Here is a 23,692-nt window from a genome sequence, read left to right as displayed (position 1 = left end):
GGAGTTTCGCATGGCCGAGGACTTGAAGCTTGAGCGCAAGGACCAGATCCTGGCCGCCAAGGACCTGCCCACCCTGCCCAAGGTGCTCGACGAGGTCTCCCGCCTCGTGAAGGACCCGGACTCCTCCACCGAACAGATCGCCAAGCTCATCGCCATGGACCAGGTGCTCTCCGCCAAGGTGCTCAAGATGGTCAACTCGCCCATCTACGGCTTTCCCGGGCGAATCGGCTCCATCCACCACGCCCTGGTGCTGCTGGGCTTCAACGTGCTGCGCGGGGTGATCGTGAGCACATCGGTCATGGACGTCATGAACCAGACCATGGTGGGGCTCTGGGAGCACTCCGTGGGCTGCGCCCTGGCCAGCTCCACCGTGGCGCGCCAGTGCGGGCTCAAGGACGTGGAGGACATCTCCGTGGCCGGGCTCCTGCACGACCTGGGCAAGGTGGTCACCTCCGTGCAGCTTCCCGAGCTGAAAACCGGCGTGGAAGCCCTGGTGAAGACCCAGGACAAGAGCTACCTGGAGGCCGAAAAGGCCGTCATGGGCTTCGGGCACGACCGCGTGAACGCCTGGCTGTCCGACCACTGGAAGCTGCCGCCCCCCATCAAGGAGGGCATGAGCTACCACCACAAGCCCCAACTGGCGCGGCTCTACCCCGAGGTGGCCTGCTGCGTGCACCTGGGCGACTTTCTGGTGCGCGTGTACGAGTACGGCTCCGGCGGGGACGACAACGTGCCCTATCTGGAGCCCGAGGCGCTCAAGAAGCTCAAGCTCAAGCCCGCCGACCTCGAAGCGGTGCTTGACGAGCTGAGCGAGAAGTTCCTCGACATCGCCGATCTGAGCTTCACCTGAGCATGAACGCCGACGCCTGCCGCCTGCAACGCCCCCAGCGGGTCTACCTGCTCTCCGCCGACGCCGGGCTCAAGGACGCACTGAGCGCCCTCTGGGGCGACGGCCACCTTGAGATCACCCACTTCGAGCGGGGCAGGGGAGCCATCGAGGTGCTCTTCAACGAGCTGCCCGACCTGCTCATCGTGGACCACGACCTGCCTGACATGCCCGGCCTGGACGTGGTCAATCTGGTCAAGAGCGAGAACGTCTACCGCCAATTGCCCGTGATCCTGGCCATCCGGGAAGAAAGCCTGGACCAGGGCGCGGACTGGTGCTCCGCCGAGGTGGACGACATCCTCATCCTGCCCAGCTCCGCCGCGCGCATGAAGGTGCGCATCTTCCTGACCATCACCCGGGCCTCGCGCGCCTTCGACGCCAACCCGCTCTCCAAGCTGCCGGGCAACACCTCCATCATCCAGCGCATCCAGGAGATGATCGACCGCCGGGAGGACTTCGCCCTGGCCTACGCCGACCTGGACTACTTCAAGAGCTTCAACGACAAGTACGGCTTCTCGCGCGGGGACGAGGTGCTGATGATGAGCGCGCGCATCATCGTGAACACCATCCGGGGTTTTACGGGCGTACGCTCCTTCGTGGGCCACGTGGGCGGGGACGACTTCGTGTTCATCCTGCCGCCGGACAAGATCGAGCTGGCCTGCCAGCGCATCGTGGAGAATTTCGACTCCATCGTGCCCCACTTCTACGACGAGGAGGACCGGGCCAGGGGCTTCATCCAGTCCACGGACCGGGAGGGCAACATGCGCACCTTCCCGCTCATGGCCATCTCCATCGCGGTGGTGCTCAACGTGGGCGGGCGGCTCCAGCACTACGGCGAGGCCTCCCAGATCGCCATGACCCTCAAGAAGAAGGCCAAGGAGAACCCCAAGAGCTGCTATGTCCTCGACAAGCGACTCTCCTGAAACGCCGTTGCCCGAGGCGGCGCTGGGCTTTCTGGCCTGGCTCTCGGTGGAGAAGGGCTACTCCCCGGCCACCCTGGCCGCCTACCGCAACGACCTGCAATACTTCGAGCGATACTTGAACAACCGCAGCCTCACGGTTGCGGAGCCCAAGGCCATTTCCCGCAGGGATATCCAGGGCTTCCTGGCGGAGCAGCATCGCGCCAGGCAGGCTAAAACCTCCATGTCTCGGCGGCTTTCCAGCCTGCGCGGCTTCTTCAAGCACCTGATCCGCCGGGGCCTGATCGCCAAGAGCCCGGTGGAGGGGCTGGCCAACCCCAAGCTCTCCAAGCCGCACCCCAAAAGCCTCAACGTGGACCAGGCCTTCGCCCTGCTGGACGCCCCGCAGCCCAGCCGGGCGGACCCGGAGTCCGTGCGGGACGCGGCCCTGGCCGAGCTGCTCTACGGCTCGGGGCTGCGCATCTCGGAAGCGTTGGGGATGAAGCTGAACGACCTGGACCTGAACGCGCGCATCGCCAGGGTCATGGGCAAGGGCAGCAAGCAGCGCCTGGCCCCGCTTTCGGACACTGCGGCGGAGGCGTTGCGGGGCTACATGGCCGTGCGCCACGCCTTCTCGCCCGAACCGGCGGAGCAGGCGGTGTTTCTGGGGGCGCGGGGCAAGCCGCTCCAGCGCAGGCAGGCCAACAGGATCATCGAGGCGCTCTCGGCCAAGGCCGGGCTGCCCACGGCCATCAGCCCCCACGTGCTGCGGCACAGCTTCGCCAGCCACATGCTGCAATCCGGGGCGGACATGCGGGCCGTGCAGGAACTGCTGGGGCATGAGCGGCTCTCCACCACGCAGCGGTATACACACCTGAACCTGGCGCAGCTGACCAAGGCTTACGATCACGCGCACCCCCGGGCAGGGAAGGGGGGGGAGGGCGGGGACGAAAGCGAGGAAGGTTAGTTCTCGATTGCCTGGATCATGACATCTCCCACACATCGTCAAGAGGGAGCATGAAAATGCCTGCACTAAATCAGTCCGTTGCCGCGCTGAGAGTCCATGGGGATTTCTTTTGTCCCCAGTACATCACCCATATGTTGGGTTGCGAGCCGACCTATACCCACTCCAAGGGTGAAACGGGGCGAAGTAAAGCTTCAGGGAGCACGTGGATCAGGAGGCACAGCATTTGGACTCTTTCGGCGGAGGACCGCAAGCCTGCCGATCTTGATGCGCAGGTGACGGAACTGCTCGGCAAGCTCACGCAGGATTTGAGCGTCTGGGAAGCTCTCCATAAGGAGCATGAAATCTTTTTGTCTGTCGGCCTCTTCATGGAAAAAGGGAATGAGGGAGTCTCGCTGTCTCCAGTCATCTTGTTGGCCTTGGGCCAGCGGGGCATCATGATCGAATTTGACATTTACGACCCCGACAAGGAACTGCTGGACGACGATCCTTGCCCGTGCGCAAGCGGCTTGACGTATGGAAAATGCTGCAAAGTGCGGCTCGAAAAGGCGGATGCAAAGAACGACACGGGGGTAACTGAAACGGTTGCCCCGTGATGTCCGCTTACCGATGTGAAATACGCGGAATGAGCCTCGGCACTTCTTTCTGATACCGCCTGTAAACCTCCCCGAACTTCTCCACCAGCCGCCGTTCCTCGAATACGGAGCCTATCAGGCTGTAGCCCGTCACGAACACCGCGAAGAGCAGCGTTTCCAGCGTCATGTGCGGTTCAGCGAAAAGATACACCACCGAGGCGGAGTACATGGGGTGCCTCACATAGCGGTAGGCGCCTGAGATAGCCAATCCATGAGAGCCCTTGAACTCGCCGTCCTGGCCCAGGCGGGCGTTGGGGAAGGCTTTGGCCTGGCTCAGGCCGATGAACTCCCGGATGTCGAAGGCTTTGAAGGTCCAGACGAAGAACGCGGCGGCCGCCAGGCGCACCAGCCAGAGCAGGGCGGCGAACAGGCCGCGCACATGGTAGATCTCGTTCTCCAGCCTCGGCAGCAGGAGCAGCGCGACCCCGAAGCTGACCAGGGAGAACGCCGTGAAGCCGAGCCGGTAGAAGGCGTAGCGCTCCCCCAGCGCGCGCATGAGTGCGCGCTTGAAGGTCTGGCACATGCTCAGGCTGTGCAGGAGCGCCCAGGCGCTTAGAATACCGAGAAATTGAGCGGCTTCAGCCATGCCCACCCCGTGGCCGGGTTACGTCCGCGCGTGTTGTCGTCGTCAGCTGTGTGGACAGTCTCACAGGCCAAATCCCGACAGCGAGCATCCCACCGTCACGCCAGCCCCCGCAGGTCCCCCATCCCCTCGCTGCCACCGGCCAGCTTCCTGGCCATCTCCAACTGATCCGCCCGGCAACTGGCCCTTCCATCCAGCATGGCCGCCGTGACCCGGCGCAGAATCTCGCCGTACAGGGGGCCGGGCTCCACGCCCAGCTTCTTGATGTCCTGCCCGGTGATGTCCACGCGCTGCGGGCGCAATGTGGTCAGGAACAGCGAGATGGCCTTGCGCACCGTCTCCTTGGGGTGGCGGGCCATGAGGTAGAGCACCCCTTCCAGCGGCAGGTCCCTGAGCATGAAATACAACTCGCTGTGCAGGCCGTGCCTATAATCCCACTCGTAGATGGACTGGGCGATGTTGCGGATGCAGTGGCGCAGGGAAAGGAACCCCTCTACGCGCTGCCGGTTGAAACCGAGGCGCTCGGCCACGCTTGAGACCTGATCGTCCTCCATGCCGGCGCACAACCCCAGGAAGTAGATGCGCCAGACCTCGGGCGAGGGCTCCATGTAGAGCAGCTGGTACCAGGTGATGACCCGCTCGGATTCGGCCAGCACCTCGTCCTTGCGCGGGTCCAGGGCCAGCAGGGGGTGGATGGCGGCAAGCAGCTTGAACTCGTCCATGCGCCGGATGCAGGCCAGGGCGTTGCCGTCCTCGAAGATGTGGATGATCTCGTGGAACACGCGCGAGCCCGAGAGCTTGTGCACGAAGTTGTTCACGATGGCGTTCTTTATGAGCCGCTCGGTCTGCGCCCCGATGCGGAACTGGAAGCGCTGCTCGAAGCGGATGGCGCGCAGGATGCGGGTGGGGTCCTCCACGAAGGAGAGGGAGTGCAGCACCCGGATCACGCGCTCCTTGATGTCGCGCTGGGCCCCGAAGAAGTCCACCAGCTTGCCGAAACTTCCCGGCGAGAGGTGCACGGCCAGGGCGTTGATGGTGAAGTCGCGCCGGTAGAGGTCCATCTTGATCGACGACAGCTCCACCGTGGGCAGGGCAGCGGGATATTCGTAGTACTCCAGGCGCGCGGTTGCCACGTCCACCCGGTTGCCGTCGGGCAGGATGAGCACGGCCGTCTTGAACTTGTGGTGGGACTTGATCCTGCCGCCCATCTCCGCCGAGAGGGCCTCGGCGAAGCGGATGCCGTCGCCCTCCACCACCAGGTCCAGGTCCAGGTTGGGGCGGCCCAGGATGAGGTCGCGCACGAAGCCGCCCACAACGTAGGCCTCGTAGCCCATTTCCTGCGCCAGAGCCCCGGCGCGCTTGACCAGGGCGAAGAGCCTGCCGGGCAACCGCTCGCGCAGCACCCCGGCCATGTTGCGCTCGCTCTTGCGCTCCGGCCCCACGCTTTCGGGTATGCGCGCGGGTTCGCGCACCAGCACGTTGATGAGGTCCGTGCGGGTGATGACGCCCGCCACCTCGCCGCCTTCCACCACGGGGATCAGGCGCTGGCGCTGCTCCAGGATGATTTCAGTAATGTGATAGAGGTCGGTCTGCGGGGTGATGGTGTGCGCGCCCTGCATCATGTAATCCCCGGCGGCGGAAGCGCCCAGGCCGTGTTTCACGGCCTTGTCCACGATGTCGTGCTCCAGGATGCCCACGCAGCGCCGGTCCTCGGCGTCCACCACGGGCATGGCCTTGAGCCCGTAGTGGGTCATGGTCTCGGCGGCCTCGGTGAGGGGGCGGTCGTCCGCGATGACGATGGCCGGGCGGCTCATGAGCGCGCTTGCCAGTATCTGCGGGTTCACCTGGGAGGAGAGCAGGGCCAGCAGTTCCTGCTTGGCCTGGGGAAGGGTCTTGTCCTTGAGGGAGGCCGAGGCGGCGAAGGCGTGGCCGCCCCCGCCCAGGGATGCGCAGATGCGGCCAACGTCCACGTCGCGGGTGCGGGAGCGGGCCACAAGGTGCACGCGGTCCTTCATCAGCGCCATTGCGAAGAGCACGCGCACGTTCTGCATGTCCATGAGCTTGTGGGCCAGCAGGGCGAAGTCGCCCACGTAGTTGTCCAGCACGGCCTCTGTGAGCACCACCTCCACGCCGTTGACGTCGAAGGTGGTGCAGTTCTCCAGCAGGGTGCTCATGAGCGTGATCTGCTCGGCGGAAAGCTCCCGCGTGAGCAGCTCGGAGAGGGTGGACATGTCCATGCCCTGGCCCTTGAGCCAGGCGGCGGCGGTGAAGTCCTTCTCCGTGGTGGAGTTGAAGGTGAAGGAGCCCGTGTCCTCATAGATGCCCAGGGCCAGGAAGGTGGCCTCGTCGGGCGTGAGGCTCATGCCCTTTTCCAAGATCATGTGCGTGAGGATGGTGGTGGTGGAGCCCCACGGCTTGACCACGCTCACGCTGCCCTGGAGGTCCTCCTCGGTGTCGGGGTGGTGGTCGTAGAGGTGGATGTCCAGCCCGGGCTGGGAGAACAGGGCCTCCACGTGGGAGACGCGGGAGCGCTGCCTGGTGTCCACCACCACGAGGGTGCGCACCGTCGCGGGGTCTATCTCCTTGAAGGCCTTGAAGTTGAAGACGTAGGTGGCGCTCTGGATGAAGAAGTTGCGCAGGTTCTTCTCCTGGCTGCCGGGGAAGATGAGCACCGCGCCGGGGTAGAGCTTCCCGGCGGCGATGATGGCGGCCAGGGCGTCGAAATCGGCGTTGATGTGGGACGTGATGACCGTGGGGGCGGCCAAGCCGTGCTGGGGCTTGGATGTCATGAATCCTCTCTGGGGCTTTTGGGGGCTGAAGGCCTGGAGCGGGGGTGGTGGCTGCGGTGCACGGCCGTGAGCCTGTCGGCCTGGACGTGGGTGTATATTTCGGTGGCCGAGATGTCGGCGTGGCCCAGGAGCATCTGCACGGTGCGCAGGTCGGCCCCGCCCTCCAACAGGTGTGTGGCGAAGCAGTGGCGCAGGCTGTGGGGGGATATCTCCTTGCGGATGCCGGCATCCAGCGCGTAGCGCTTGATGAGCTTCCAGACTCCCTGGCGGGTGAGGCCTTTGCCGGAGCGGTTCAGGAACAGCAGGTCCGTCACGGGCTTGAACCCGGGGCGCACGTTCTGGGCGTAGCGGGAGAGCAGATCCTGCGCCAGCGAGTGGATTGGCACCAGGCGTTCCTTGTCGCCTTTGCCGATCACCCGGAGCACCCCGGCCTGGGCGTCGAAATCAAGCGGCCGCAGGGTGATGAGCTCGCTCACGCGCAGCCCGGCGGCGTAGAGAAGCTCCAGCATGGCCCGGTCGCGGAAGCCCAGGCTGGTGCTTGCGTCCGGGCGGGCGAGCAGGGCCTCCACCTCCTCCCGGGTGAGCACGCCGGGCAGGGTGCGGGGCAGCTTGGGGGCCTCCACCAGGGCCACGGGGCTCGCCGCCAGCCAGCCCTCGCTCACGGCGTGGGCGAAGAAGCTGCGCAGGCTGGAAAGGTGGCGCGCCAGGGAGCGGCTGGTCAGCCCCTTCTGGCGCAGGAACATGAGGTAGAGGAAAATGGTCTGGTCGCTCACGGCCTCCACGCTGGCCGTGCGCTCCTCCAGGAATATCTGGAAATGTACGATATCCTGCGAGTATGCGGTCAGGCTGTTCTCGGAGAGGCCCTTGACCACCAGCAGATGTTCGAGCCAGGCGTCCACCCAGGGATGTGGCGCGCCGCGCAACGCATTGGTTTTTATTGACACCGGACAGGCCCTCTTTTTATGACCTGGGCTCGTTTCTTACATTTCTTGCGCCAGCGCGCAATCGCTCCAAGGAGTCTCCTCATGTCCCAGTTCAAGATGGCTGACCGCATCGCGGCCCTGCCCCCGTACCTTTTCGCCGAGATCGACCGCGTCAAGAAAGAGGTCAAGGCTCGCGGCGTCGACATCATCAGCCTGGGCATCGGCGACCCCGACCTGCCCACTCCGGACTTCATCATCGAGGCCCTCTACGCCTCGGCCAAGAAGCCCGAGAACCACCAGTACCCCGACTACGTGGGCCTGCGCACCTTCCGCGCCGCCGTGGCGGACTGGTACAAGGGCCGCTTCGGCGTGGACCTGGACCCCGACGAGGAGGTCGTCTCCCTCATCGGCTCCAAGGAGGGCATCGCCCACTTCCCGCTGGCCTACGTGAACCCCGGCGACCTGGTGCTGGTCTGCACGCCCAACTACCCCGTGTACGGCATCGCCACCAACTTCGCCGGCGGGCGCGTGAAGTACCTGCCCATGAGCGAGGACAACGACTTCCTGCCCGACCTCGACTCCGTGACCGACGAGGAGTGGGAGCAGGCGAAGATGATCTTCACCAACTTCCCCAACAACCCCACCTCGGCCTGCGTGCCCAAGAGCTTCTATGAGAAGCTGATCGCCAAGGCCAAGGCCACCAACACCATCGTGGTGGCCGACGCCGCCTACACGGAGATGTACTACAACCCGGCCAACAAGCCCATCTCCGTGTTCGAGATCCCCGGCGCCAAGGACGTGGCCATCGAGTTCCACTCCCTCTCCAAGACCTACAACATGACCGGCTGGCGCATCGGCATGGCCGTGGGCAACGCCGGGCTGGTCAAGGGCCTGGGCAAGATCAAGGAGAACGTGGACTCCGGCATCTTCCAGGCCGTGCAGGAGGCGGGCATCGCCGCGCTCCAGCATGGCGACCCCTACGCCGAGAAGTTCCGCGCCATCTACAAGGAGCGCCGCGACATTCTCATGGCGGGCCTGAAGAAGATCGGCATCTCCTGCCGGGAGCCGGAAGCCACCTTCTACGCCTGGTGCAAGGTGCCACAGGGCTACGAGACCAAGGCCTTCGTGACCAAGGTCCTGCAGGAGACGGGCGTGGTCGTCACCCCGGGCAACGGCTTCGGCATGCCCCAGGCTGGCGATGGCTACTTCCGCATCGCCATGACCGTGGGCAAGGACCGCATCGAAGAGGCCCTGTCGCGCCTGGCCAAAATGTAGGGCCGCAAAACTGGCTTTGCACCATCCGAACGATCCGGGCTCCCCGCCGCAAGGGGAGCCCGCACATGTTGCCGGCCTTCAGCCGCACGCCGCGACCCGGCGCGGCTGGAGGCCGGCTTTCGTCGCTCTGGGCTCCAACCTGGGCGAACCCGCCAGAACCCTCGAACGCTGCGCCACCGCACTCGACGGCCTGCTGCCCGGCGTGCGCGTGGCCGCCCGGTCCAGGTTGTGGCAGACGGCCCCGCTGGGTCCGCCGGGCCAGCCCTGGTACGCCAACATGGTGGTGCGCCTGGAGTGCGCCCCGGAGGTCACGGCGAGAGCGCTGTTCGCCGCGCTGATGGGGCTGGAGGCCCGGCTCGGGCGCAACCGCGTCATGGAGCGCCGCTGGGGGCCGCGCATCCTCGACGTGGACCTGCTCCTCTTCGGGAGTGAGCGCAGCGGCGACCCCGCCATGACCCTGCCGCACCCCCGCATGTGGGAGCGCGCCTTCGTGTTGCTGCCCCTGCGGGAGGTCGCCCCGGAATTGGTGCCGGATGAAAGGCTTGAGGGTTTGTCATTTTCCCAATCAGGCACTATCATCTTCTGAACGCCTGATTCAAAGGATTCCTCATCCATGTGGAAGTTCATCATAGCCGCCGCTGCGGCCTACATGCTCTGGAAAATGTTCATGGGCGACACGAAACGTCGCAAGGAAGAAGCCAAGCAGGAACGAGAGACCCTTATCGTCAGGGGAGAGATGGTCAAGGACCCGGCCTGCGGGGCCTACGTTTCTCCCGAGGACTCCGTGCACGCCAGCATCGAAGGCAGGACCATGCATTTCTGCAGCTACGAGTGCCGCGACGCCTACATCAAGCAGTTGCGTTCCGGCTCCAACGGCAACAAGGGGTGATTCCATGAAATTCTTTCTGGACAGCGCCAATCTGGACGAAATCAAGGCCGCGGCCGACATGGGCCTGCTCGACGGCGTGACCACCAACCCCACCCTGTTCTCCAAGGAGAAGGGCGACTGGCGCGAAGTGGCACAGGCGATCTGCAAGGAATGCCCCGGCCCCGTCAGCCTGGAGGTGGTGGGCACCACGGCCGAGGCCATGCTGGCCGAAGCCAGGGACCTCATCTCCTTCGGGCCCAACGTGGTGGTGAAGATCCCCATGATCCTGGAAGGGCTCAAGGCCGTGCGCCAGCTCAAGGCGGCGGACGTGGCCGTCAACGTGACCCTGGTGTTCCAGCCCCTGCAGGCGCTCATGGCCGCCAAGGCCGGCGCCACCTACGTGAGCCCCTTCGTGGGCCGCATCGACGCCATCGGCGGCGACGGCATGGGCATGGTGGAGGAGGTGATCTCCATCTTCCGCAACTACGACCTGGATACCCAGGTGCTGGTGGCCAGCGTGCGCAACCCCCTGCACGTGGTGCGCGCCGCCCTGATGGGTGCGGACGTGGTCACCGTGCCCTTCGCCGTGCTCAAGGAGCTGGCCAAGCACCCCCTGACGGAGAGCGGCCTTGAAACCTTCCTGAAGGATTGGGGCAAGGTGGTCAAAGGCTGACGTTGCGTTTTTCACAGCGGCTGCATATGTTCGCCCCCGAAACCGGAAACCGTTTATCCGCCGTTCAAGGCGGGCGTAAGGCGGCGCCGTTTAGACGCGCCGAGCGCCCCCCAGGTGTCTGATGTCCAAGAACAAACCGGCTCCCATAATCGTCAAGCGCGAGGAAGAAGGCCACGCCGCCCCCCACGGGGGCAGCTGGAAGGTCGCCTACGCGGACTTCGTCACGGCCATGATGGCCCTGTTCCTGCTCCTGTGGCTGACCATGGCGCTCAAGCCCCAGGTGAAGGAGCAGATCGCCATGTTCTTCCAGGACCAGGATCTGCCCAAGCGCGATAAACCGCAGGAAACGGTGGTCCTGCCCACTTACGTGGCCAAGGACAGCACCCAGGGCACCCCACAGTTCAAGCTCTCCCAGGAGGAGAAGTACAAGTACGAAGTGGCCCTGATGATCAAGCAGCTCATGGACAACAACCCCAACCTGAAGCAGAACTCCGGCATCAGCTCGGACAAGGTGGGGGTGCTGCTGCACGTCAACAACGCGGTCATGTTCCAGCCCGGCTCCCCGCAGCTCAAGCCGGAGGCCTACAAGCTGCTGGACGACGTGGTGGGCGTGCTCAAGAAGATCAAGGTGGACCTGGTGGTGCGCGGCCACACCGACGACGCCGAGTCCGGCAACGGCATGTCCAAGTTCGAGCTTTCGGCCATGCGCGCGGCGGCCTGCGTGCGCTACATCGTGGAGAAGGGCGGCATACCGTCCACCCGTGTGAAGGCGGCGGCCTACGCCGACAGCCAGCCCATCGCGCCCAACACCTCCGACCAGAACCGCGCCATCAACCGCCGGGTGGAGTTCCTGTACCATTCGCCGGAGATGGCCAACCTCTACTAGCCACGGGATACCATGCGCACATTCGTCCTGCTCCTGCTCCTCGCTCTCTCCGCTCCGGCCGCCTGGGCCCAGGGCAACGTCTCCCTGCCTCTGGCCTACCAGATCAACGCCTCGGCCACGGGTGAATCCGCCGAGAAGCTCTCCGCGCTGACCCGCAAGGAGAACACCACCGGCGTGGCCATCGGCCAGTGGATGGAGTTCGAGTTCGGCAAGCCCAACGTGGTGACGCGCCTGACCGTGGTCAACGGCTGGGCGGACACCGGCGAGTTCAAGCGCATGGGCCGCGTCAGGACCATGACCCTGCAGTTCTCGAACGGCGGCAAGCAGACCATCACCCTCAAGGATTCACCCAAGCCCCAGAGCTTCGCGCTCAAGGCCACCACCTCCAGCGTGCGCATGACCGTCACCGAGGTCTACGGCGGCGGCTCCTCCGAGGTTCCCTATCTTTCCGGGGTGTTCTTCGAGGGGTTCGATCCGGAACTGCAGCAGGTGAAGCTGACCGGGCGCTTCGAGGGCTGCGTGCGCTCGCGCTCAAGCTCCAGTTGGGAGGGATCGGAGGACCCGCTGTACTACTGCTCCCGCTTCCGTGCCGACGACGGCAGGGTTTTCGGCTGCATGGACGACCTCTGCTTCCATACCAAGGATCTCGTCAACGTGCGCCTGCAGGTCACGGCCGTGGTCAGGCCCGGCAACGTCCTGGAGGTCCTGGCCGCCACGCCGGCCAAATAGGGTCCATGTCCGGCGGATGCGGATTCGTGGGCGGCGCTTACCCGGCCGGGGGTGCACGGTGATCACGCTGCTGTCTTCCTCCACGGTCTTCCCGGACCCAGAGAACGCCGATCCGGGCGGCCTGCTGGCCGTGGGGGGCGACCTGAGCCCCAGGCGGCTGATCGCGGCCTACAGCAACGGCATTTTTCCCTGGTACAACGAGGACCACCCCATCCTGTGGTGGTCGCCCGACCCCCGCCCCATCATCACCCCGCGCTGGCTCACGCTGGACAAGCGCTTCCAGCGCTACCTGCGCAACCACCCCTTCGACGTCACGGTGGACACCGACTTCCAGGCCGTCATCAGCGCCTGCGCCACAATCGACCGGCCCGGACAGGCCGGAACCTGGCTCACCGACGAAATGATCCGGGCCTACGCGCGCCTGCATCGCGAGGGACACGCGCACAGCGTGGAATGCAGGCTGGACGGCCGGCTGGTGGGTGCCATATACGGGGTGGGCGTCGGCAGGGCGTTTTTCGGGGAATCCATGTTCCACACCGTGGGGCAGGCCTCCAAGGTGGCCTTCGTGCACCTGATGTGGCTCCTGAAAGACTTAAGGTTTTACTTTATGGATTGCCAGCAGGCCACCCCGCATGTGATGCGCCTGGGCGCGCGGGAGATACCCCGGGTGGAGTTCACCCGCCTTGCGCGCACTGCCTGCGCCCAGCCATCCGAGCCCGGCCCCTGGGCCGCGCCCGCCTGGTGGAGCGATCCGCAATGCGTGAAGGAGCGTTTGTATGGAAGCCGTGACGATCGCTCTTGATGTTCGCCGCACGTGTTGAGGCGTAGGCGCGGAGGTCGGGTGGCACCTCCGGTTCGTTCAGGCCAGCGTCGTGGAGGTGTGGGGCAAACCCTCGCAGGCGCCCATCTTCTGGGAGCTCGCGTCCATGTATGGCCAATGGGGTCTGGAGATAGTGGAGAACGGCGCTGACGTGGTGTTCCGTTTCACGAGAAAAACCTGAGGAGTGTGTGCATGTCGGCGCTGCTGATAGGGAGAGATCCTGCTCGTAGGGGAGAGGATGTGAATACGCGCGCGGTGGCGCTCCTGTGCCTTGCAGGCGCGGCCGTGGCCGTGCTCTCGGGCATGTACGAGAGCTACGGCATGTTCGCCCAGCTCTGCGCCGCGTTTTCGGACGGCTGCAAGCAGACCCTGGGCTTTACGCTGCTGGGCTACCCGTTGTGGGTGCTCGGCGCGGCCTATTTCGCGCTGCTGTGCGCGTCGGTGTACTTTTTTCCTCCGGCAGCCGTATGGATCGTGGGCGCGGGGCTCGGCTTCGAAGCCGAACTGGCACGCACGCTCATCGCCATGAAGGCCCCGTGCGTGTTCTGCATCGCCAACGGCGTATTCGTGGTGCTGAGCGCGGCCTTCGTGTTCCGAAGCCGCCATTTCTGGCAGATGCTGGCCCTGGCGCTGCTGTCCTTCATCCTGGTGCAGCAGGGGCTGACGCGCCCCGTGCCCAAGGCCCCGGTCGTGACGGGCCAGGCGGCCCAGGCCGCGCCCGAGCCCAAGCCGGACATCACCATGCTGCCCATCGACCGCCGCTACGTCATGGGGCCTGATGACGCCCCCGTGACCGTCGTGGAGTTTTCCGACTACCAGTGCCCCGGCTGCAAGAGGGTTCACGAGAGCATCAAGGTGGTGCGCCCCCTGTACGAAGGAAAAATCCGCTGGATCTTCAAGGATTTCCCGCTCCAGATGCACCCCTACGCCGCGCGCGCCGCGCAGGCCGCACGCTGCGCCGGTGACCAGGGCAAGTTCTGGGACTACCAGGATCTGCTCTACGCGGCCCAGGGCGACCTGCCGGACGACCTGCTCAAGCAGTTCGCCCAGCAGCTCGGGCTGGATGCCCAGGCTTTCGGTCAGTGCCTGAGCACGGACAAGTACAAGGCCGCGGTGGAGGCCAGCATCCAGGATGCGGACAACGCCCGCGTGGATCGCACGCCCACGTTCTTCCTCAATGGGGAGCACCTGCCCGGCGTGCCTACCCTGGATGGGTTCAAGCACCTGATCGACCAGGCGCTGGAGCAGAGCAAGGCGCAGAAGCAGTAGCAATCGTACAGAATAAAAAAGAGGCCGCCGGGAATCCAGTTCCCGGCGGCCTCTTCTTTATGCCTTTAGCTGCGTGGTTCAAAAAACCGTCAACTCTTCTCGATCCCGAACCACTTTCCGGCGACCACCGGCTTGAACCCCTTCATGATGTCCAGCAGGGCGGGGAAGCTGTCCGCCTGGAGCAGGTTCTCCCGGTGCACGGGCTTCACGAAGCCCTCCTGCACCATGTTGTCCAGGAATCCCGACAATTTGTCGTAATATCCCATCACGTTGCACAGCCCGGCCGGTTTGGCGTGCAGGCCGAGCTGCCCCCAGGTGGCCACCTCGAAGAACTCCTCCAGGGTGCCCAGGCCGCCGGGCATGGCCACGAAGCCGTCCGAGAGCTCGGCCATCTTGGCCTTGCGCTCGTGCATGGTCTCCACCTCGTGCATCTCGGTGAGCCGGTCGAAGGCCAGTTCCTTGGCTTTCAGGAATCCGGGCAGCACGCCCACCACGCGACCGCCGCCGTCGGCCACGGCGTTGGCCAGCACGCCCATGAGCCCGTTCTTGGCCCCGCCGTACACCAGCCCGATGCCGCGCTCGGCCAGGGTGCGCCCGGCTTCGGCCACGGCCTCGGCGTAAGCGGGGGACTTGCCGGGGTTGGAGCCCAGGAAGACGCAGACGTTCCTCATTTCTGGTCAACCTCGACGATGGGCGCGTGCTGGCTCAGGTCGAAGAAGCCGCGCACGGGGAAGGGCAGGGTGTAGTTGGGGATCTTGTCGAAGAGCACGAAGCCCACGTCCTTGCCTTCGGGCAGGTCGGACAGGGCGGGGATGCCCAGGGGCACGGGGAAGTCGATGGTGCAGGAGCGGATGGCGTCCAGCTTGTCCGCGTAGCGCTCCTGGAAGTAGGCCACCATCATGTCGCGCTCCTCCGCCGTGAAGGACTCAAGCACAAGCTTGCGCCCGGAGGCCATGTCCGCGTCCATGTCGGGGTGCATGGGGTCGCCCAGCACTTCGTTCCAGTCGTAGGCATCCTCTTCCAGTTCGTCCCATTCTGGGCGGAACAGGTGGACCTCCACGTCCTTGCGGCCCTTGAAGCTCTTGATCACGATGGAGACGGACCAGGCCCGGTCCACCGGGATCCTTTCCTGTGCAGGGACTATGTCGATCAGCATGGTTGCCCTCCGCGCTTGTTTTATGGCCCGCGAGGCCTTAGAAAGATGTTCGCGCCGTCGCGAGGGGATAGATTTGAGAAAACAGGACAAAAGTCAATCCGAGTTCACGCTTGTCAGCCCATATTCGCCCCAGGGGGACCAGCCCCAGGCCATCGACGAGCTGACCGCCAACCTGGATTCCGGCCTGCCCGCCCAGGTGCTGCTGGGGGCCACGGGCACCGGCAAGACCTTCACCATGGCGCAGGTGATCGCCCGCACGGGGCGGCCCGCGCTGATTATGGCCCCCAACAAGACTCTCGCGGCGCAGCTCTTCAACGAATTCAAAGGCTTGTTTCCCAACAACGCCGTCGAATACTTCGTCAGCTACTACGACTACTACCAGCCGGAAGCCTACCTCCCGCGTACGGACACCTACATCGAAAAGGACTCCTCCATCAACGAGGATATCGACAAGCTCCGGCACGCCGCCACCCACGCGCTGCTCACCCGGCGCGACGTGGTGATCGTGGCCTCGGTGAGCTGCATCTACGGCCTGGGCTCGCCCGAATACTACGCCAAGATGGTGCTCCCCCTGGAGGAGGGCCAGAACATCTCCATGGAGGAGGTCATCGGCAAGCTGGTTGAGGTGCAGTACGAGCGCAACGACTACGACCTGCACCGTGGCGCCTTCCGCGTTCGCGGCGACGTGCTGGAGATCATCCCGGCCTACGCCCGGGAGCGTGCGCTGCGCCTGGAGTTCTTCGGCGACGAGCTGGAGCGCGTGCTGGAGACCGACCACCTCACCGGCGAGGTGATCCGCAACCTGCCCAAGACCGTGATCTTCCCCAACTCGCACTACGTCTCGGACCGCGACAACCTCACCCGGGCCATGAGCGACATCCGCGACGAGCTGCGCGAGCGCCTGATCGAGTACAAGCGCGACAACCGCCTGGTGGAGGCCCAGCGCCTGGAGCAGCGCACCCTCTACGACCTGGAGATGATCGAGGAGCTGGGCTACTGCAACGGCATCGAGAACTACTCCCGCCACCTGGACGGGCGCAAGGCGGGCGAGCCCCCGGCCACGCTGATCGACTATTTCCCCAAGGATTTCATCCTGTTCATGGACGAATCCCACATCTCGGTGCCCCAGGTCGCCGGCATGTACAACGGCGACCGCTCCCGAAAATCCACCCTGGTGGATTACGGCTTCCGCCTGCCCTCGGCCCTGGACAACAGGCCGCTCAATTTCGACGAGTTCCAGAGCCGCATCGGCCAGGCAGTGTTCGTCTCGGCCACGCCCGGCCCCTGGGAGCTGGAGCGCGCCCAGGGCCTCATCGTGGAGCAGATCATCCGCCCCACTGGCCTGCTGGACCCCCAGGTGGAGGTGCGCAAAACCCAGGGCCAGATCGACGACCTGCTCTCGGAGTGTAAAAAGCGCGCCGCCGCCGGGGAGCGCGTGCTGGTGACCACCCTGACCAAGCGCATGGCCGAGGAGCTCACGGACTACCTGAACACCTACGGCGTGAACACCCGCTACCTGCACTCCGACGTGGACACCCTGGAGCGCGTGGCAATCATCCAGGCCCTGCGCGCGGGCGAGTTCGACGTGCTGGTGGGCATCAACCTGCTGCGCGAGGGGCTCGACATCCCCGAGGTGTCCATGGTGGCCATCCTGGACGCCGACAAGGAGGGTTTCCTGCGCTCCACCCGCTCCCTGATCCAGACCTTCGGCCGCGCGGCCCGCAACCTCCAGGGCCGGGTCATCCTCTACGCCGACCAGGTGACGCGCTCCATGCGCGAAGCCATGGACGAGACCGAGCGCAGGCGCGCCAAGCAGCAGGCCCACAACCTGGAGCACGGCATCACCCCCAAAACGGTCGTCAAGGACCTCGACAACGTGCTCGACGCCATCTACACGCAGGGCAAGGCCGAGAAGGCCCCGAAACGCAAGGGCGAAAGCTTCGTGGACGAGATCATGGAACAGGCCAGGGACGAGGAAACCGTGGAGAAGCTCCTGAAACGCCTGGAGCGCGACATGCGCGCCGCAGCCAAGGAGCTGGCCTTCGAGCGCGCCGCCGAGCTGCGCGACGCCATCGCGGCACTGCAAGGCGGCAGGAAATGAAGGGGCGCCGCATAAGACGCATCCGCGACCGCTTCTGGGGCATGCGCCGCAGGCTCGGCGTGCTCTGGCCGGTGCTGGCGGGCCTGGCCTCGGTGGCCGCCATCTTCACCTGCGGCACAGTCGCCTTCATGCAGGTGGAGGGCTGGGACCTCTTCGACAGCGTGTACATGATGATCATCACCCTCTCCACGGTGGGCTACGGCGAGGTCCACCCCCTGAGCAAGGCGGGCAGGGTGATCGCCTCCATGGTGATCCTCACGGGCGTGGGCACGTTCTTCTATCTCGCGGGCGCCATCGTGCAATTGGTCATCGAGGGGCATCTGCAAAACATTTTCGGGAGGCGGTGGATGCGACGCGCCATAGACAAGATGCAGGGGCACACCATCGTCTGCGGCTACGGCCGCATCGGCTCCATCGTGGCCCAGGAGATCATGGCCGAGGGCCAGGACGTTGTGGTTGTGGAGCGCACCCCCGCCCTCATCGAGGAGCTCCAGCGCAAGGACATCCCCTACGTGGCCGGAGACGCCACCAAGGACGAGATGCTCCTTTCCGCCGGGCTCAAGCGCGCCAAGGCCCTGGTTTCCGCGCTCAGCGAGGAGGCGGCCAACGTCTACGTGACGCTCACCGCGCGCCAGATCAACCCGGAGATATTCATCGTGGCCCGCAGCGACGCCCCGGACCACTCCCAGCGCCTCACCCGCGCCGGAGCCAACCAGGTGCTCTTCCCGCACCTCTACGGCGGCATGCGCATGGCGCAGTCCGTGCTGCGGCCCACGGTGCTGGGCTTCATGGACCTGGCCATGCGCGGCGACATCGAAGACCTGCAGATGGAGCAGCTGACCATCGCCCCCGAATCGCAGGTGGCCGGGAAGGACCTCATCTCCTCGCAGCTCAGGCAGCGCTACAACATCATCGTCATCGGCATCAAGAAGCCCGATGGCAAGCTGCTGTTCAACCCGCAGCCCCAGTCCGTGCTGGAGGCCGGGGACACGCTCATCCTGGTGGGCAACAGGCACAGCCTGACCGCCATGCAGAAAGACCTGGCATGAGCGCGGCCCATCCCGCCGCGCCCTCCGTGCAGGTGGTGGTGGCCCGCTGGCGGGAGGACGCCGCCTGGGTGGAGCAACTGGGCCTGGAGGCGCTGGTCTACGACAAATCCGGCCAGCCAGGGCCACTGGCCCTGCCCAACATCGGCCGCGAGACCCACACCTACCTGACGCACATCGTCAGGAATTACGGCAGGCTTGCGGATTTCACCGTTTTCCTGCAAGCCGACCCGTTCCGGCACATGGGCGAGGGCGCGGACGTGAACGCCCTGCGCGAACGCATCGCCCGGAACGTCCGTCTGGGGGTGCAATTCACCGGCTTCGCCTGGTACAAGCTCAAGTGCGACAGGCTGGGCAGGCCCCACGCCATGCGCGACACCGAAGGCAAGGACCGCTGGAAGGGCTGGGGGAAGGACATCCCCGTGGGGGAGGTCCACGCCGCGCTCTTCGGGGGGGATGTTCCCGAGTCGTTTCTGGCCCCGGCCCCGGCCGGGCTGTTCTTCGTCTCACGGGAGCGCATCCTGGCACGGCCCCTGGCTTTCTACGCCTTCGCCCTGAGCCTCGTGGAGGCCGACCCCGAGGACGAACGCAACACAGGCCACGCCTTCGAGCGGCTGTGGCAGATCATATTCAACGGCAAGACCGGCTTGAACAAAGAGTCCTACGCATGACCGACACCGCATCCGACGCCCGCGCCCGCGCGCTGGAGCTCCGGGCGCTTCTGGAGCGCCACAGCCGCCTCTACTACGTGCTCGACGCCCCGGAGATCAGCGACGCCGAGTACGACGCGCTCTTCCGCGAGCTCCAGGCCATCGAGGCCGCGCACCCCGAGCTGGACGACCCCAACTCCCCCACGCGGCGCGTGGGCGGGGCCGTGGCCAAGGAGTTCGCCTCCAGGCCGCACCGCCAGCGCATGTACAGCCTGGACAACGCCCTGACCGAGGAGGACTGGCGCGCCTTCGTGGAGCGCCTGGCCCGCGTGCTGCCGGACCGGGAGTTCAGCTTCTGGGCCGACCCCAAGTTCGACGGCCTGGCCCTGGAGGCCATCTACGAGGACGGCAGGCTCGCGAGCGCCCTGACGCGCGGCGACGGGGAAGTGGGCGAGGACGTCACGGACAACATGCGCACCGTGCGCTCCCTGCCGCTGGACATCCGCGAGGCCGCCCGGAAGGCCGGGCTTCCGGTGCCCAGCCTGCTGGAGGTGCGCGGCGAGGTGGTCATCACCAAGGCGGACTTCCACGCCCTCAACACCGCCCAGGACGAGGCCGGGGCCAAGGTTTTCGCCAATCCTCGAAACGCGGCCGCCGGGTCCGTGCGCCAGCTCGACTCGCGGATCACGGCCTCCAGGCCCTTGCGCTTCTTCGCCTATGGCCTGGGCGAGACGAGCTGGCCCCTGCTGGTGCCGCCCTGGAGCACCCATTCCGCAGCCATGCGCGGCTTGTCCGCCCTGGGCTTCACCGTGGCGGAGCAGGGCAGGGTGGTGGACGCCGCCGGGGTCGAGGCCTTCTACAAGGAGCTTGAGGCCACCCGGGACGAACTGCCCTTCGAGATCGACGGCATGGTGGTCAAGCTGGACAGCCTGGAGTGGCAGCGCGAGGCCGGGTTCACGGCCCGTGCCCCCCGCTGGGCCATCGCGTGGAAGTTCCCGCCCCGGCAGGCCGAAACGGAGCTCAAGAGCATCGAGGTGCAGGTGGGGCGCACGGGCGTGCTCACTCCCGTTGCGATCCTTGAACCCGTGCAGGTGGCCGGAGTCACGGTCTCTCGGGCCACGCTGCACAACGAGGACGAGATCCGCGCCAAGGATTTGCGCGCGGGCGACATCGTGGTGGTGCAGCGCGCGGGGGACGTGATCCCCGAGGTGGTGCGCCCCGTGCTAGAGAAACGCCCCCAAGGCGCGGAGGAATTCAGCTTCCCGCCCACCTGCCCGGCCTGCGGCTCGCCCGTGAAGCGCCTGGAGGGCGAGGCGGCCTGGCGCTGCCTGAACCTCTCCTGCCCGGCGGTGCTGGTGCAGTCCATCATCTTCTTCGTCTCCAAGTCCGGGCTGGACATCGAGGGCCTGGGCAAGCGCTGGATCGAGGTGCTGGTCAACAAGGGGCTGGTGAAGTCCCCGGCGGACATCTTCCGCCTGAGCATGGATGACCTGATGCCCCTGGAGCGCATGGGCGAGAAGCTGGCCGAGAACATGCTGGCCTCCATCGAGAAAACCCGCGCGCAGGCTCCCCTGGCCAGGCTGATCGCCGGGCTGGGCATCCGGCATGTGGGCACGCAGACCGCGCGCACCCTGGCCGCCCGCTTCGACGATCTGGACGCCCTGGCCGCAGCCGACGCGGAAACCCTTAAGGATCTGCCGGACATCGGGCCGGAGGTGGCCGGGGCCATCCGCGCCTTTTTCGACAACCCCGCCAACCACCACCTGCTTCAGAGCTTCAAGGAATGCGGGCTGTGGCCGCGCAAGGCAGAGGATAACGCGGCGGACGCCGCCTCCAGGCCGCTTTCCGGGAAGCGCTTCCTGTTCACGGGGACGCTTTCCGGCATGGGCCGCAGCCAGGCCCAGGCCATAGTGGAGGGGCTGGGCGGCGTGGTGCTGGGCTCCGTCTCCAAGAAGCTCGATTACCTGGTCGCGGGCGCGGACCCCGGCTCCAAGCTGGATAAAGCCAGAGCACTTGGTGTACAGATTCTCTCACAGGACGAATTCGAACGCCTCACCCGGGGCGAAACCCTTTGATACCAGCGAGGACGAGCATGAGCGTGTGCGATGTGATCATCATGGGCGCGGGCGGCCGCATGGGCGGCACCCTGGCGGCGTTGGCCCAGGCCGACCCTGAACTCAACCTGGCGGGCGTGGTGGAGCGGCCCCAGCACGAGGCCTCGCTCGAGAAATTCACCTGCGTGCGCGGCACCGACGCCAAGGAAGTCTTCGCCAAGCTGCCCGGCGCCGTGGTGGTGGACTTCACCGCCCCGGAGGCCAGCGTGGCCGTGTCCAAGGCCGCGGCGGAGCTGGGCAACCCCGTGGTCTTCGGCACCACCGGCTTCAAGCCGGAACAGCTGCTCGAACTGGAGGCCTCGGCGGCCAAGGCGCCCATGTTCTGGTCCCCCAACATGAGCGTGGGCGTGAACACCCTCATGAAGCTCCTGCCCATGCTGGTGGAGGCCCTGGGCCCCGACTACGACCTTGAAATCACCGAAATCCACCACAACAAGAAGGTGGACTCCCCCAGCGGCACCGCGATCAAGCTGGGCCAGGTGATCGCCGCCGCACGGGGCCTGAACCTGGACGACGTGAAGAAGTGCGGGCGCGAGGGCATCGTGGGCGCGCGCACCAAGGAGGAGGTCGGCGTGCTGGCCGTGCGCGGCGGCGACGTGGTGGGCGACCACACGGTCTACTTCTTCGGCCCAGGCGAGCGCATCGAGGTGACGCACCGCGCCCACTCCCGCGAGAACTTCGCCCGGGGGGCGCTGCGCGCCGCGCGCTGGATCGGCTCCCGGAAGCCGGGCAAGCTCTATACTATGGCCGACATGCTGGCATGAAGATCGGGCTGCTCCAGATAAACACCGTTGCGGGCGACCTCTGCGGCAACGCCGCCAGAATCGCCCGCAACGCGGAGGCTGCGGCCGAGCAGGGCGCGGAGCTGTGCGTCACCCCGGAACTGGCCCTCACGGGCTATCCCCCCCGCGACCTGCTGCTCTCCTCGGCCTTCATCGAGAAGGCCCGCCACGAGCTGAACAGGCTGGCCGAACGCCTGGCCAAAGGCCCGGCGGTCCTGGTGGGCACGGCCGTCCCCACGGGGCGCGGCGACGCCAAGCCCCTGTACAACTGCGCGGCGCTGTTGCGCGGCGGTGTCGTGGAGGCGTTCATCCCCAAGATGCTCCTGCCCACCTACGACGTCTTCGACGAGGACCGCTACTTCGAGCCCGGCGACAGCCTCGGCTTCGTGGAGATCGGCGGCAAAAGGCTGGGCGTGACCATCTGCGAGGACATCTGGAACGACAAGGACTTCTGGCAGAGCCGCCGCTACCGCGAAGACCCCGTGGAGCGCCTCGTGGCCGAGGGGGCGCAGGCCATCCTCAACCTCTCCGCCTCGCCCTTCACCCTGGGCAAGCAGGCCATGCGCGAGAAACTCATCGCCAGCGCGGCGCGCAAGTACGGCATGCCCGTGCTCTACTGCAACCAGGTGGGCGGCAACGACGACCTGGTGTTCGACGGCCGCTCCATGGCGGCCGACGCCCAGGGCAGCCTGACCATGCGCGCCAAGGGTTTCGGGGAGGACGTTCTGGTTGTGGATCTTGACGCACTGGACGCCTGCTCCCCGGACTGCGAACCGGCCCTGGCCCAGGACGACTTCTCGCCCGAGGCCGAGGCCTGGCGCGCCCTGGTGCTGGGCGTGCGGGACTACGCCGCCAAGTGCGGGTTCCAGGGGGCGCTGCTGGGGCTCTCCGGCGGCATCGACTCCGCCCTGACCGCGGCCATCGCCGCCGAGGCCCTGGGGCCGCAGAAGGTGCTCGGGGTGCTCATGCCAAGCCCCTACTCCAGCCAGGGCAGCGTGGACGACTCCATCGAGCTGGCCGCGCGCCTGGGCATCGAGACCATGACCCTGCCCATCGAGGGCATCATGGGCAGCTTCGAGAGCACCTTGGCCGAGGCCTTCGCCGGGCGCGACCCGGACATCACGGAGGAGAACATCCAGTCGCGCATCCGGGGCAACCTGCTCATGGCCATCTCCAACAAGTTCGGCAAGCTGCTGCTGACCACGGGCAACAAGTCCGAGCTGGCCGTGGGCTACTGCACCATCTACGGCGACATGTCCGGCGGCCTGGCCGTCATCTCGGACGTGCCCAAGACCATGGTCTACCGCCTGGCCGAGTGGTGCAACGCCAACCGGGCCGACCTGATCCCCCAGAGCATCATCGACAAGGCCCCCTCGGCGGAGCTGCGCCCCGACCAGAAGGATCAGGACAGCCTGCCCCCCTACGACGAGCTGGACGCCATCCTGCGCCTGCGCGTGGAGCTGCAGGCCTCGGTGGACGAGATCGCCGCGGCCGGGTTCGACAGGGTGGTGGTGGGCAAGGTGTGCAGGCTGGTCAAGAACGCTGAGTTCAAACGCCGCCAGGCCGCTCCGGGCCTCAAGATCACGGACAGGGCCTTCGGCACGGGCTGGAGGATGCCCGTGGCCTGCCGCATGGAGTATTGAG

Annotated in this window: 23 protein-coding genes; 18 read left to right on the top strand and 5 right to left on the bottom strand. The window is 66.1% G+C overall.

From position 1 onward, the window contains the following. Positions 1 to 10: 10 nt before the first annotated feature. From MLE27_RS08380 to MLE27_RS08365, 4 genes are read left to right on the top strand one after another with little or no spacing between them, the layout of a single operon-like run. A complete protein-coding gene (locus tag MLE27_RS08380; protein ID WP_243311615.1) occupies positions 11 to 850 on the top strand; it encodes an HDOD domain-containing protein in 840 nt (279 codons plus the stop codon). A 2-nt stretch (positions 851 to 852) separates the two neighbouring features. Further along, positions 853 to 1,809 carry a GGDEF domain-containing protein gene (locus MLE27_RS08375; protein ID WP_243311614.1) on the top strand — a complete coding sequence of 319 codons (957 nt, stop codon included), beginning with the start codon at positions 853 to 855 and terminating at the stop codon, positions 1,807 to 1,809. Beyond that, on the top strand, positions 1,784 to 2,752 hold the full coding sequence (locus MLE27_RS08370) for a tyrosine recombinase XerC (RefSeq protein ID WP_243311613.1): 969 nt from the start codon (positions 1,784 to 1,786) through the stop codon (positions 2,750 to 2,752). The genes MLE27_RS08375 and MLE27_RS08370 overlap by 26 nt, the downstream gene beginning before the upstream one ends. 50 nt (positions 2,753 to 2,802) lie before the next feature. Beyond that, positions 2,803 to 3,345, top strand: coding sequence for a DUF4279 domain-containing protein (locus tag MLE27_RS08365; RefSeq protein WP_243311612.1), 543 nt, complete (start codon positions 2,803 to 2,805; stop codon positions 3,343 to 3,345). A 7-nt stretch (positions 3,346 to 3,352) separates the two neighbouring features. Here MLE27_RS08365 and MLE27_RS08360 read toward each other — a convergent pair whose 3' ends face one another. The 3 genes from MLE27_RS08360 to xerD all read right to left on the bottom strand — a co-directional run bounded on the left by MLE27_RS08360 (position 3,353) and on the right by xerD (position 7,700). Continuing rightward, positions 3,353 to 3,970, bottom strand: coding sequence for a methyltransferase family protein (locus MLE27_RS08360; protein ID WP_243311611.1), 618 nt, complete (start codon positions 3,968 to 3,970; stop codon positions 3,353 to 3,355). A gap of 95 nt (positions 3,971 to 4,065) precedes the next feature. Further along, positions 4,066 to 6,756 carry a CBS domain-containing protein gene (locus MLE27_RS08355; RefSeq protein WP_243311610.1) on the bottom strand — a complete coding sequence of 897 codons (2,691 nt, stop codon included), beginning with the start codon at positions 6,754 to 6,756 and terminating at the stop codon, positions 4,066 to 4,068. Next, positions 6,753 to 7,700 (bottom strand): site-specific tyrosine recombinase XerD, encoded by a 948-nt coding sequence (gene xerD / locus MLE27_RS08350; protein ID WP_243311609.1) that lies wholly within the window; start codon positions 7,698 to 7,700, stop codon positions 6,753 to 6,755. The genes MLE27_RS08355 and xerD overlap by 4 nt, the downstream gene beginning before the upstream one ends. Positions 7,701 to 7,781: 81 nt before the next feature. On the opposite strand from xerD, the gene MLE27_RS08345 reads away from it, so the two are divergent. The 8 genes from MLE27_RS08345 to MLE27_RS18135 all read left to right on the top strand — a co-directional run bounded on the left by MLE27_RS08345 (position 7,782) and on the right by MLE27_RS18135 (position 14,199). Then, complete coding sequence (locus MLE27_RS08345) at positions 7,782 to 8,954, top strand: LL-diaminopimelate aminotransferase (protein ID WP_243311608.1); 1,173 nt, start codon at positions 7,782 to 7,784, stop codon at positions 8,952 to 8,954. Positions 8,955 to 8,970: 16 nt separating this feature from the next. After that, complete coding sequence (gene folK, locus MLE27_RS08340; RefSeq protein WP_243311607.1) at positions 8,971 to 9,540, top strand: 2-amino-4-hydroxy-6-hydroxymethyldihydropteridine diphosphokinase; 570 nt, start codon at positions 8,971 to 8,973, stop codon at positions 9,538 to 9,540. 27 nt (positions 9,541 to 9,567) lie between these two features. After that, positions 9,568 to 9,843, top strand: coding sequence for a transcriptional regulator (locus MLE27_RS08335; RefSeq protein WP_243311606.1), 276 nt, complete (start codon positions 9,568 to 9,570; stop codon positions 9,841 to 9,843). A gap of 4 nt (positions 9,844 to 9,847) precedes the next feature. After that, positions 9,848 to 10,495: a fructose-6-phosphate aldolase gene (fsa, locus tag MLE27_RS08330; protein WP_243311605.1), complete on the top strand. Its 648-nt coding sequence runs from the start codon at positions 9,848 to 9,850 to the stop codon at positions 10,493 to 10,495. Positions 10,496 to 10,616: 121 nt separating this feature from the next. Further along, on the top strand, positions 10,617 to 11,381 hold the full coding sequence (locus MLE27_RS08325) for an OmpA/MotB family protein (protein ID WP_243311604.1): 765 nt from the start codon (positions 10,617 to 10,619) through the stop codon (positions 11,379 to 11,381). A gap of 12 nt (positions 11,382 to 11,393) precedes the next feature. Then, positions 11,394 to 12,110, top strand: coding sequence for a discoidin domain-containing protein (locus MLE27_RS08320; protein WP_243311603.1), 717 nt, complete (start codon positions 11,394 to 11,396; stop codon positions 12,108 to 12,110). Between the two features lie 58 nt (positions 12,111 to 12,168). Continuing rightward, positions 12,169 to 12,912 (top strand): leucyl/phenylalanyl-tRNA--protein transferase, encoded by a 744-nt coding sequence (aat, locus tag MLE27_RS08315; protein WP_243311602.1) that lies wholly within the window; start codon positions 12,169 to 12,171, stop codon positions 12,910 to 12,912. Positions 12,913 to 13,170: 258 nt separating this feature from the next. Further along, positions 13,171 to 14,199 carry a thioredoxin domain-containing protein gene (locus tag MLE27_RS18135; RefSeq protein ID WP_243311601.1) on the top strand — a complete coding sequence of 343 codons (1,029 nt, stop codon included), beginning with the start codon at positions 13,171 to 13,173 and terminating at the stop codon, positions 14,197 to 14,199. 89 nt (positions 14,200 to 14,288) lie between these two features. Here the strand turns inward: MLE27_RS18135 and MLE27_RS08305 are convergent, their stop codons facing one another. Both MLE27_RS08305 and MLE27_RS08300 read right to left on the bottom strand, forming a co-directional pair. Then, the gene (locus MLE27_RS08305) at positions 14,289 to 14,870 is read right to left on the bottom strand and encodes an LOG family protein (RefSeq protein ID WP_243311600.1); all 582 of its coding nucleotides are present in this window, start codon (positions 14,868 to 14,870) and stop codon (positions 14,289 to 14,291) included. Next, entirely contained in the window at positions 14,867 to 15,355 is a 489-nt protein-coding gene (locus MLE27_RS08300; protein ID WP_243311599.1) for a hypothetical protein, read from the bottom strand. The genes MLE27_RS08305 and MLE27_RS08300 overlap by 4 nt, the downstream gene beginning before the upstream one ends. Before the next feature lie 73 nt (positions 15,356 to 15,428). Here MLE27_RS08300 and uvrB point away from each other — a divergent pair, with 73 nt between their 5' ends. The 6 genes from uvrB to MLE27_RS08270 are packed head-to-tail and all read left to right on the top strand — an operon-like array spanning position 15,429 to position 23,691. After that, on the top strand, positions 15,429 to 17,456 hold the full coding sequence (uvrB, locus tag MLE27_RS08295) for an excinuclease ABC subunit UvrB (protein WP_243311598.1): 2,028 nt from the start codon (positions 15,429 to 15,431) through the stop codon (positions 17,454 to 17,456). After that, entirely contained in the window at positions 17,453 to 18,505 is a 1,053-nt protein-coding gene (locus MLE27_RS08290) for a potassium channel family protein (protein ID WP_243311597.1), read from the top strand. The genes uvrB and MLE27_RS08290 overlap by 4 nt, the downstream gene beginning before the upstream one ends. After that, positions 18,502 to 19,173 (top strand): DUF3431 domain-containing protein, encoded by a 672-nt coding sequence (locus tag MLE27_RS08285; protein ID WP_243311596.1) that lies wholly within the window; start codon positions 18,502 to 18,504, stop codon positions 19,171 to 19,173. The genes MLE27_RS08290 and MLE27_RS08285 overlap by 4 nt, the downstream gene beginning before the upstream one ends. Then, positions 19,170 to 21,227: an NAD-dependent DNA ligase LigA gene (ligA, locus tag MLE27_RS08280; RefSeq protein WP_243311595.1), complete on the top strand. Its 2,058-nt coding sequence runs from the start codon at positions 19,170 to 19,172 to the stop codon at positions 21,225 to 21,227. The genes MLE27_RS08285 and ligA overlap by 4 nt, the downstream gene beginning before the upstream one ends. 17 nt (positions 21,228 to 21,244) lie before the next feature. After that, a complete protein-coding gene (gene dapB / locus MLE27_RS08275; protein ID WP_243311594.1) occupies positions 21,245 to 22,030 on the top strand; it encodes a 4-hydroxy-tetrahydrodipicolinate reductase in 786 nt (261 codons plus the stop codon). Further along, complete coding sequence (locus MLE27_RS08270) at positions 22,027 to 23,691, top strand: NAD+ synthase (RefSeq protein ID WP_243311593.1); 1,665 nt, start codon at positions 22,027 to 22,029, stop codon at positions 23,689 to 23,691. Before dapB ends, MLE27_RS08270 begins: the two co-directional genes overlap by 4 nt. Position 23,692: the final 1 nt, after the last annotated feature.

This window comes from Fundidesulfovibrio agrisoli (genome assembly GCF_022808715.1).
Lineage (GTDB): Bacteria > Desulfobacterota > Desulfovibrionia > Desulfovibrionales > Desulfovibrionaceae > Fundidesulfovibrio > Fundidesulfovibrio agrisoli.
Note: the sequence above shows the minus strand (reverse complement) of the source record. Positions and strands in the feature narration are given on the sequence as shown.

Excerpts from the sequence above, each read along its gene's own strand:
- MLE27_RS08380 (WP_243311615.1), top strand. The coding sequence starts at position 11 with ATGGCCGAGGACTTGAAGCTTGAGCGCAAGGACCAGATCCTGGCCGCC.
- MLE27_RS08375 (WP_243311614.1), top strand. The coding sequence starts at position 853 with ATGAACGCCGACGCCTGCCGCCTGCAACGCCCCCAGCGGGTCTACCTG.
- MLE27_RS08370 (WP_243311613.1), top strand. The coding sequence starts at position 1,784 with ATGTCCTCGACAAGCGACTCTCCTGAAACGCCGTTGCCCGAGGCGGCG.
- MLE27_RS08365 (WP_243311612.1), top strand. The coding sequence starts at position 2,803 with ATGAAAATGCCTGCACTAAATCAGTCCGTTGCCGCGCTGAGAGTCCAT.
- MLE27_RS08360 (WP_243311611.1), bottom strand. The coding sequence starts at position 3,970 with ATGGCTGAAGCCGCTCAATTTCTCGGTATTCTAAGCGCCTGGGCGCTC.
- MLE27_RS08355 (WP_243311610.1), bottom strand. The coding sequence starts at position 6,756 with ATGACATCCAAGCCCCAGCACGGCTTGGCCGCCCCCACGGTCATCACG.
- MLE27_RS08345 (WP_243311608.1), top strand. The coding sequence starts at position 7,782 with ATGTCCCAGTTCAAGATGGCTGACCGCATCGCGGCCCTGCCCCCGTAC.
- MLE27_RS08335 (WP_243311606.1), top strand. The coding sequence starts at position 9,568 with ATGTGGAAGTTCATCATAGCCGCCGCTGCGGCCTACATGCTCTGGAAA.
- fsa (WP_243311605.1), top strand. The coding sequence starts at position 9,848 with ATGAAATTCTTTCTGGACAGCGCCAATCTGGACGAAATCAAGGCCGCG.
- MLE27_RS08325 (WP_243311604.1), top strand. The coding sequence starts at position 10,617 with ATGTCCAAGAACAAACCGGCTCCCATAATCGTCAAGCGCGAGGAAGAA.
- MLE27_RS08320 (WP_243311603.1), top strand. The coding sequence starts at position 11,394 with ATGCGCACATTCGTCCTGCTCCTGCTCCTCGCTCTCTCCGCTCCGGCC.
- MLE27_RS08305 (WP_243311600.1), bottom strand. The coding sequence starts at position 14,870 with ATGAGGAACGTCTGCGTCTTCCTGGGCTCCAACCCCGGCAAGTCCCCC.
- MLE27_RS08300 (WP_243311599.1), bottom strand. The coding sequence starts at position 15,355 with ATGCTGATCGACATAGTCCCTGCACAGGAAAGGATCCCGGTGGACCGG.
- MLE27_RS08290 (WP_243311597.1), top strand. The coding sequence starts at position 17,453 with ATGAAGGGGCGCCGCATAAGACGCATCCGCGACCGCTTCTGGGGCATG.
- MLE27_RS08285 (WP_243311596.1), top strand. The coding sequence starts at position 18,502 with ATGAGCGCGGCCCATCCCGCCGCGCCCTCCGTGCAGGTGGTGGTGGCC.
- ligA (WP_243311595.1), top strand. The coding sequence starts at position 19,170 with ATGACCGACACCGCATCCGACGCCCGCGCCCGCGCGCTGGAGCTCCGG.
- dapB (WP_243311594.1), top strand. The coding sequence starts at position 21,245 with ATGAGCGTGTGCGATGTGATCATCATGGGCGCGGGCGGCCGCATGGGC.
- MLE27_RS08270 (WP_243311593.1), top strand. The coding sequence starts at position 22,027 with ATGAAGATCGGGCTGCTCCAGATAAACACCGTTGCGGGCGACCTCTGC.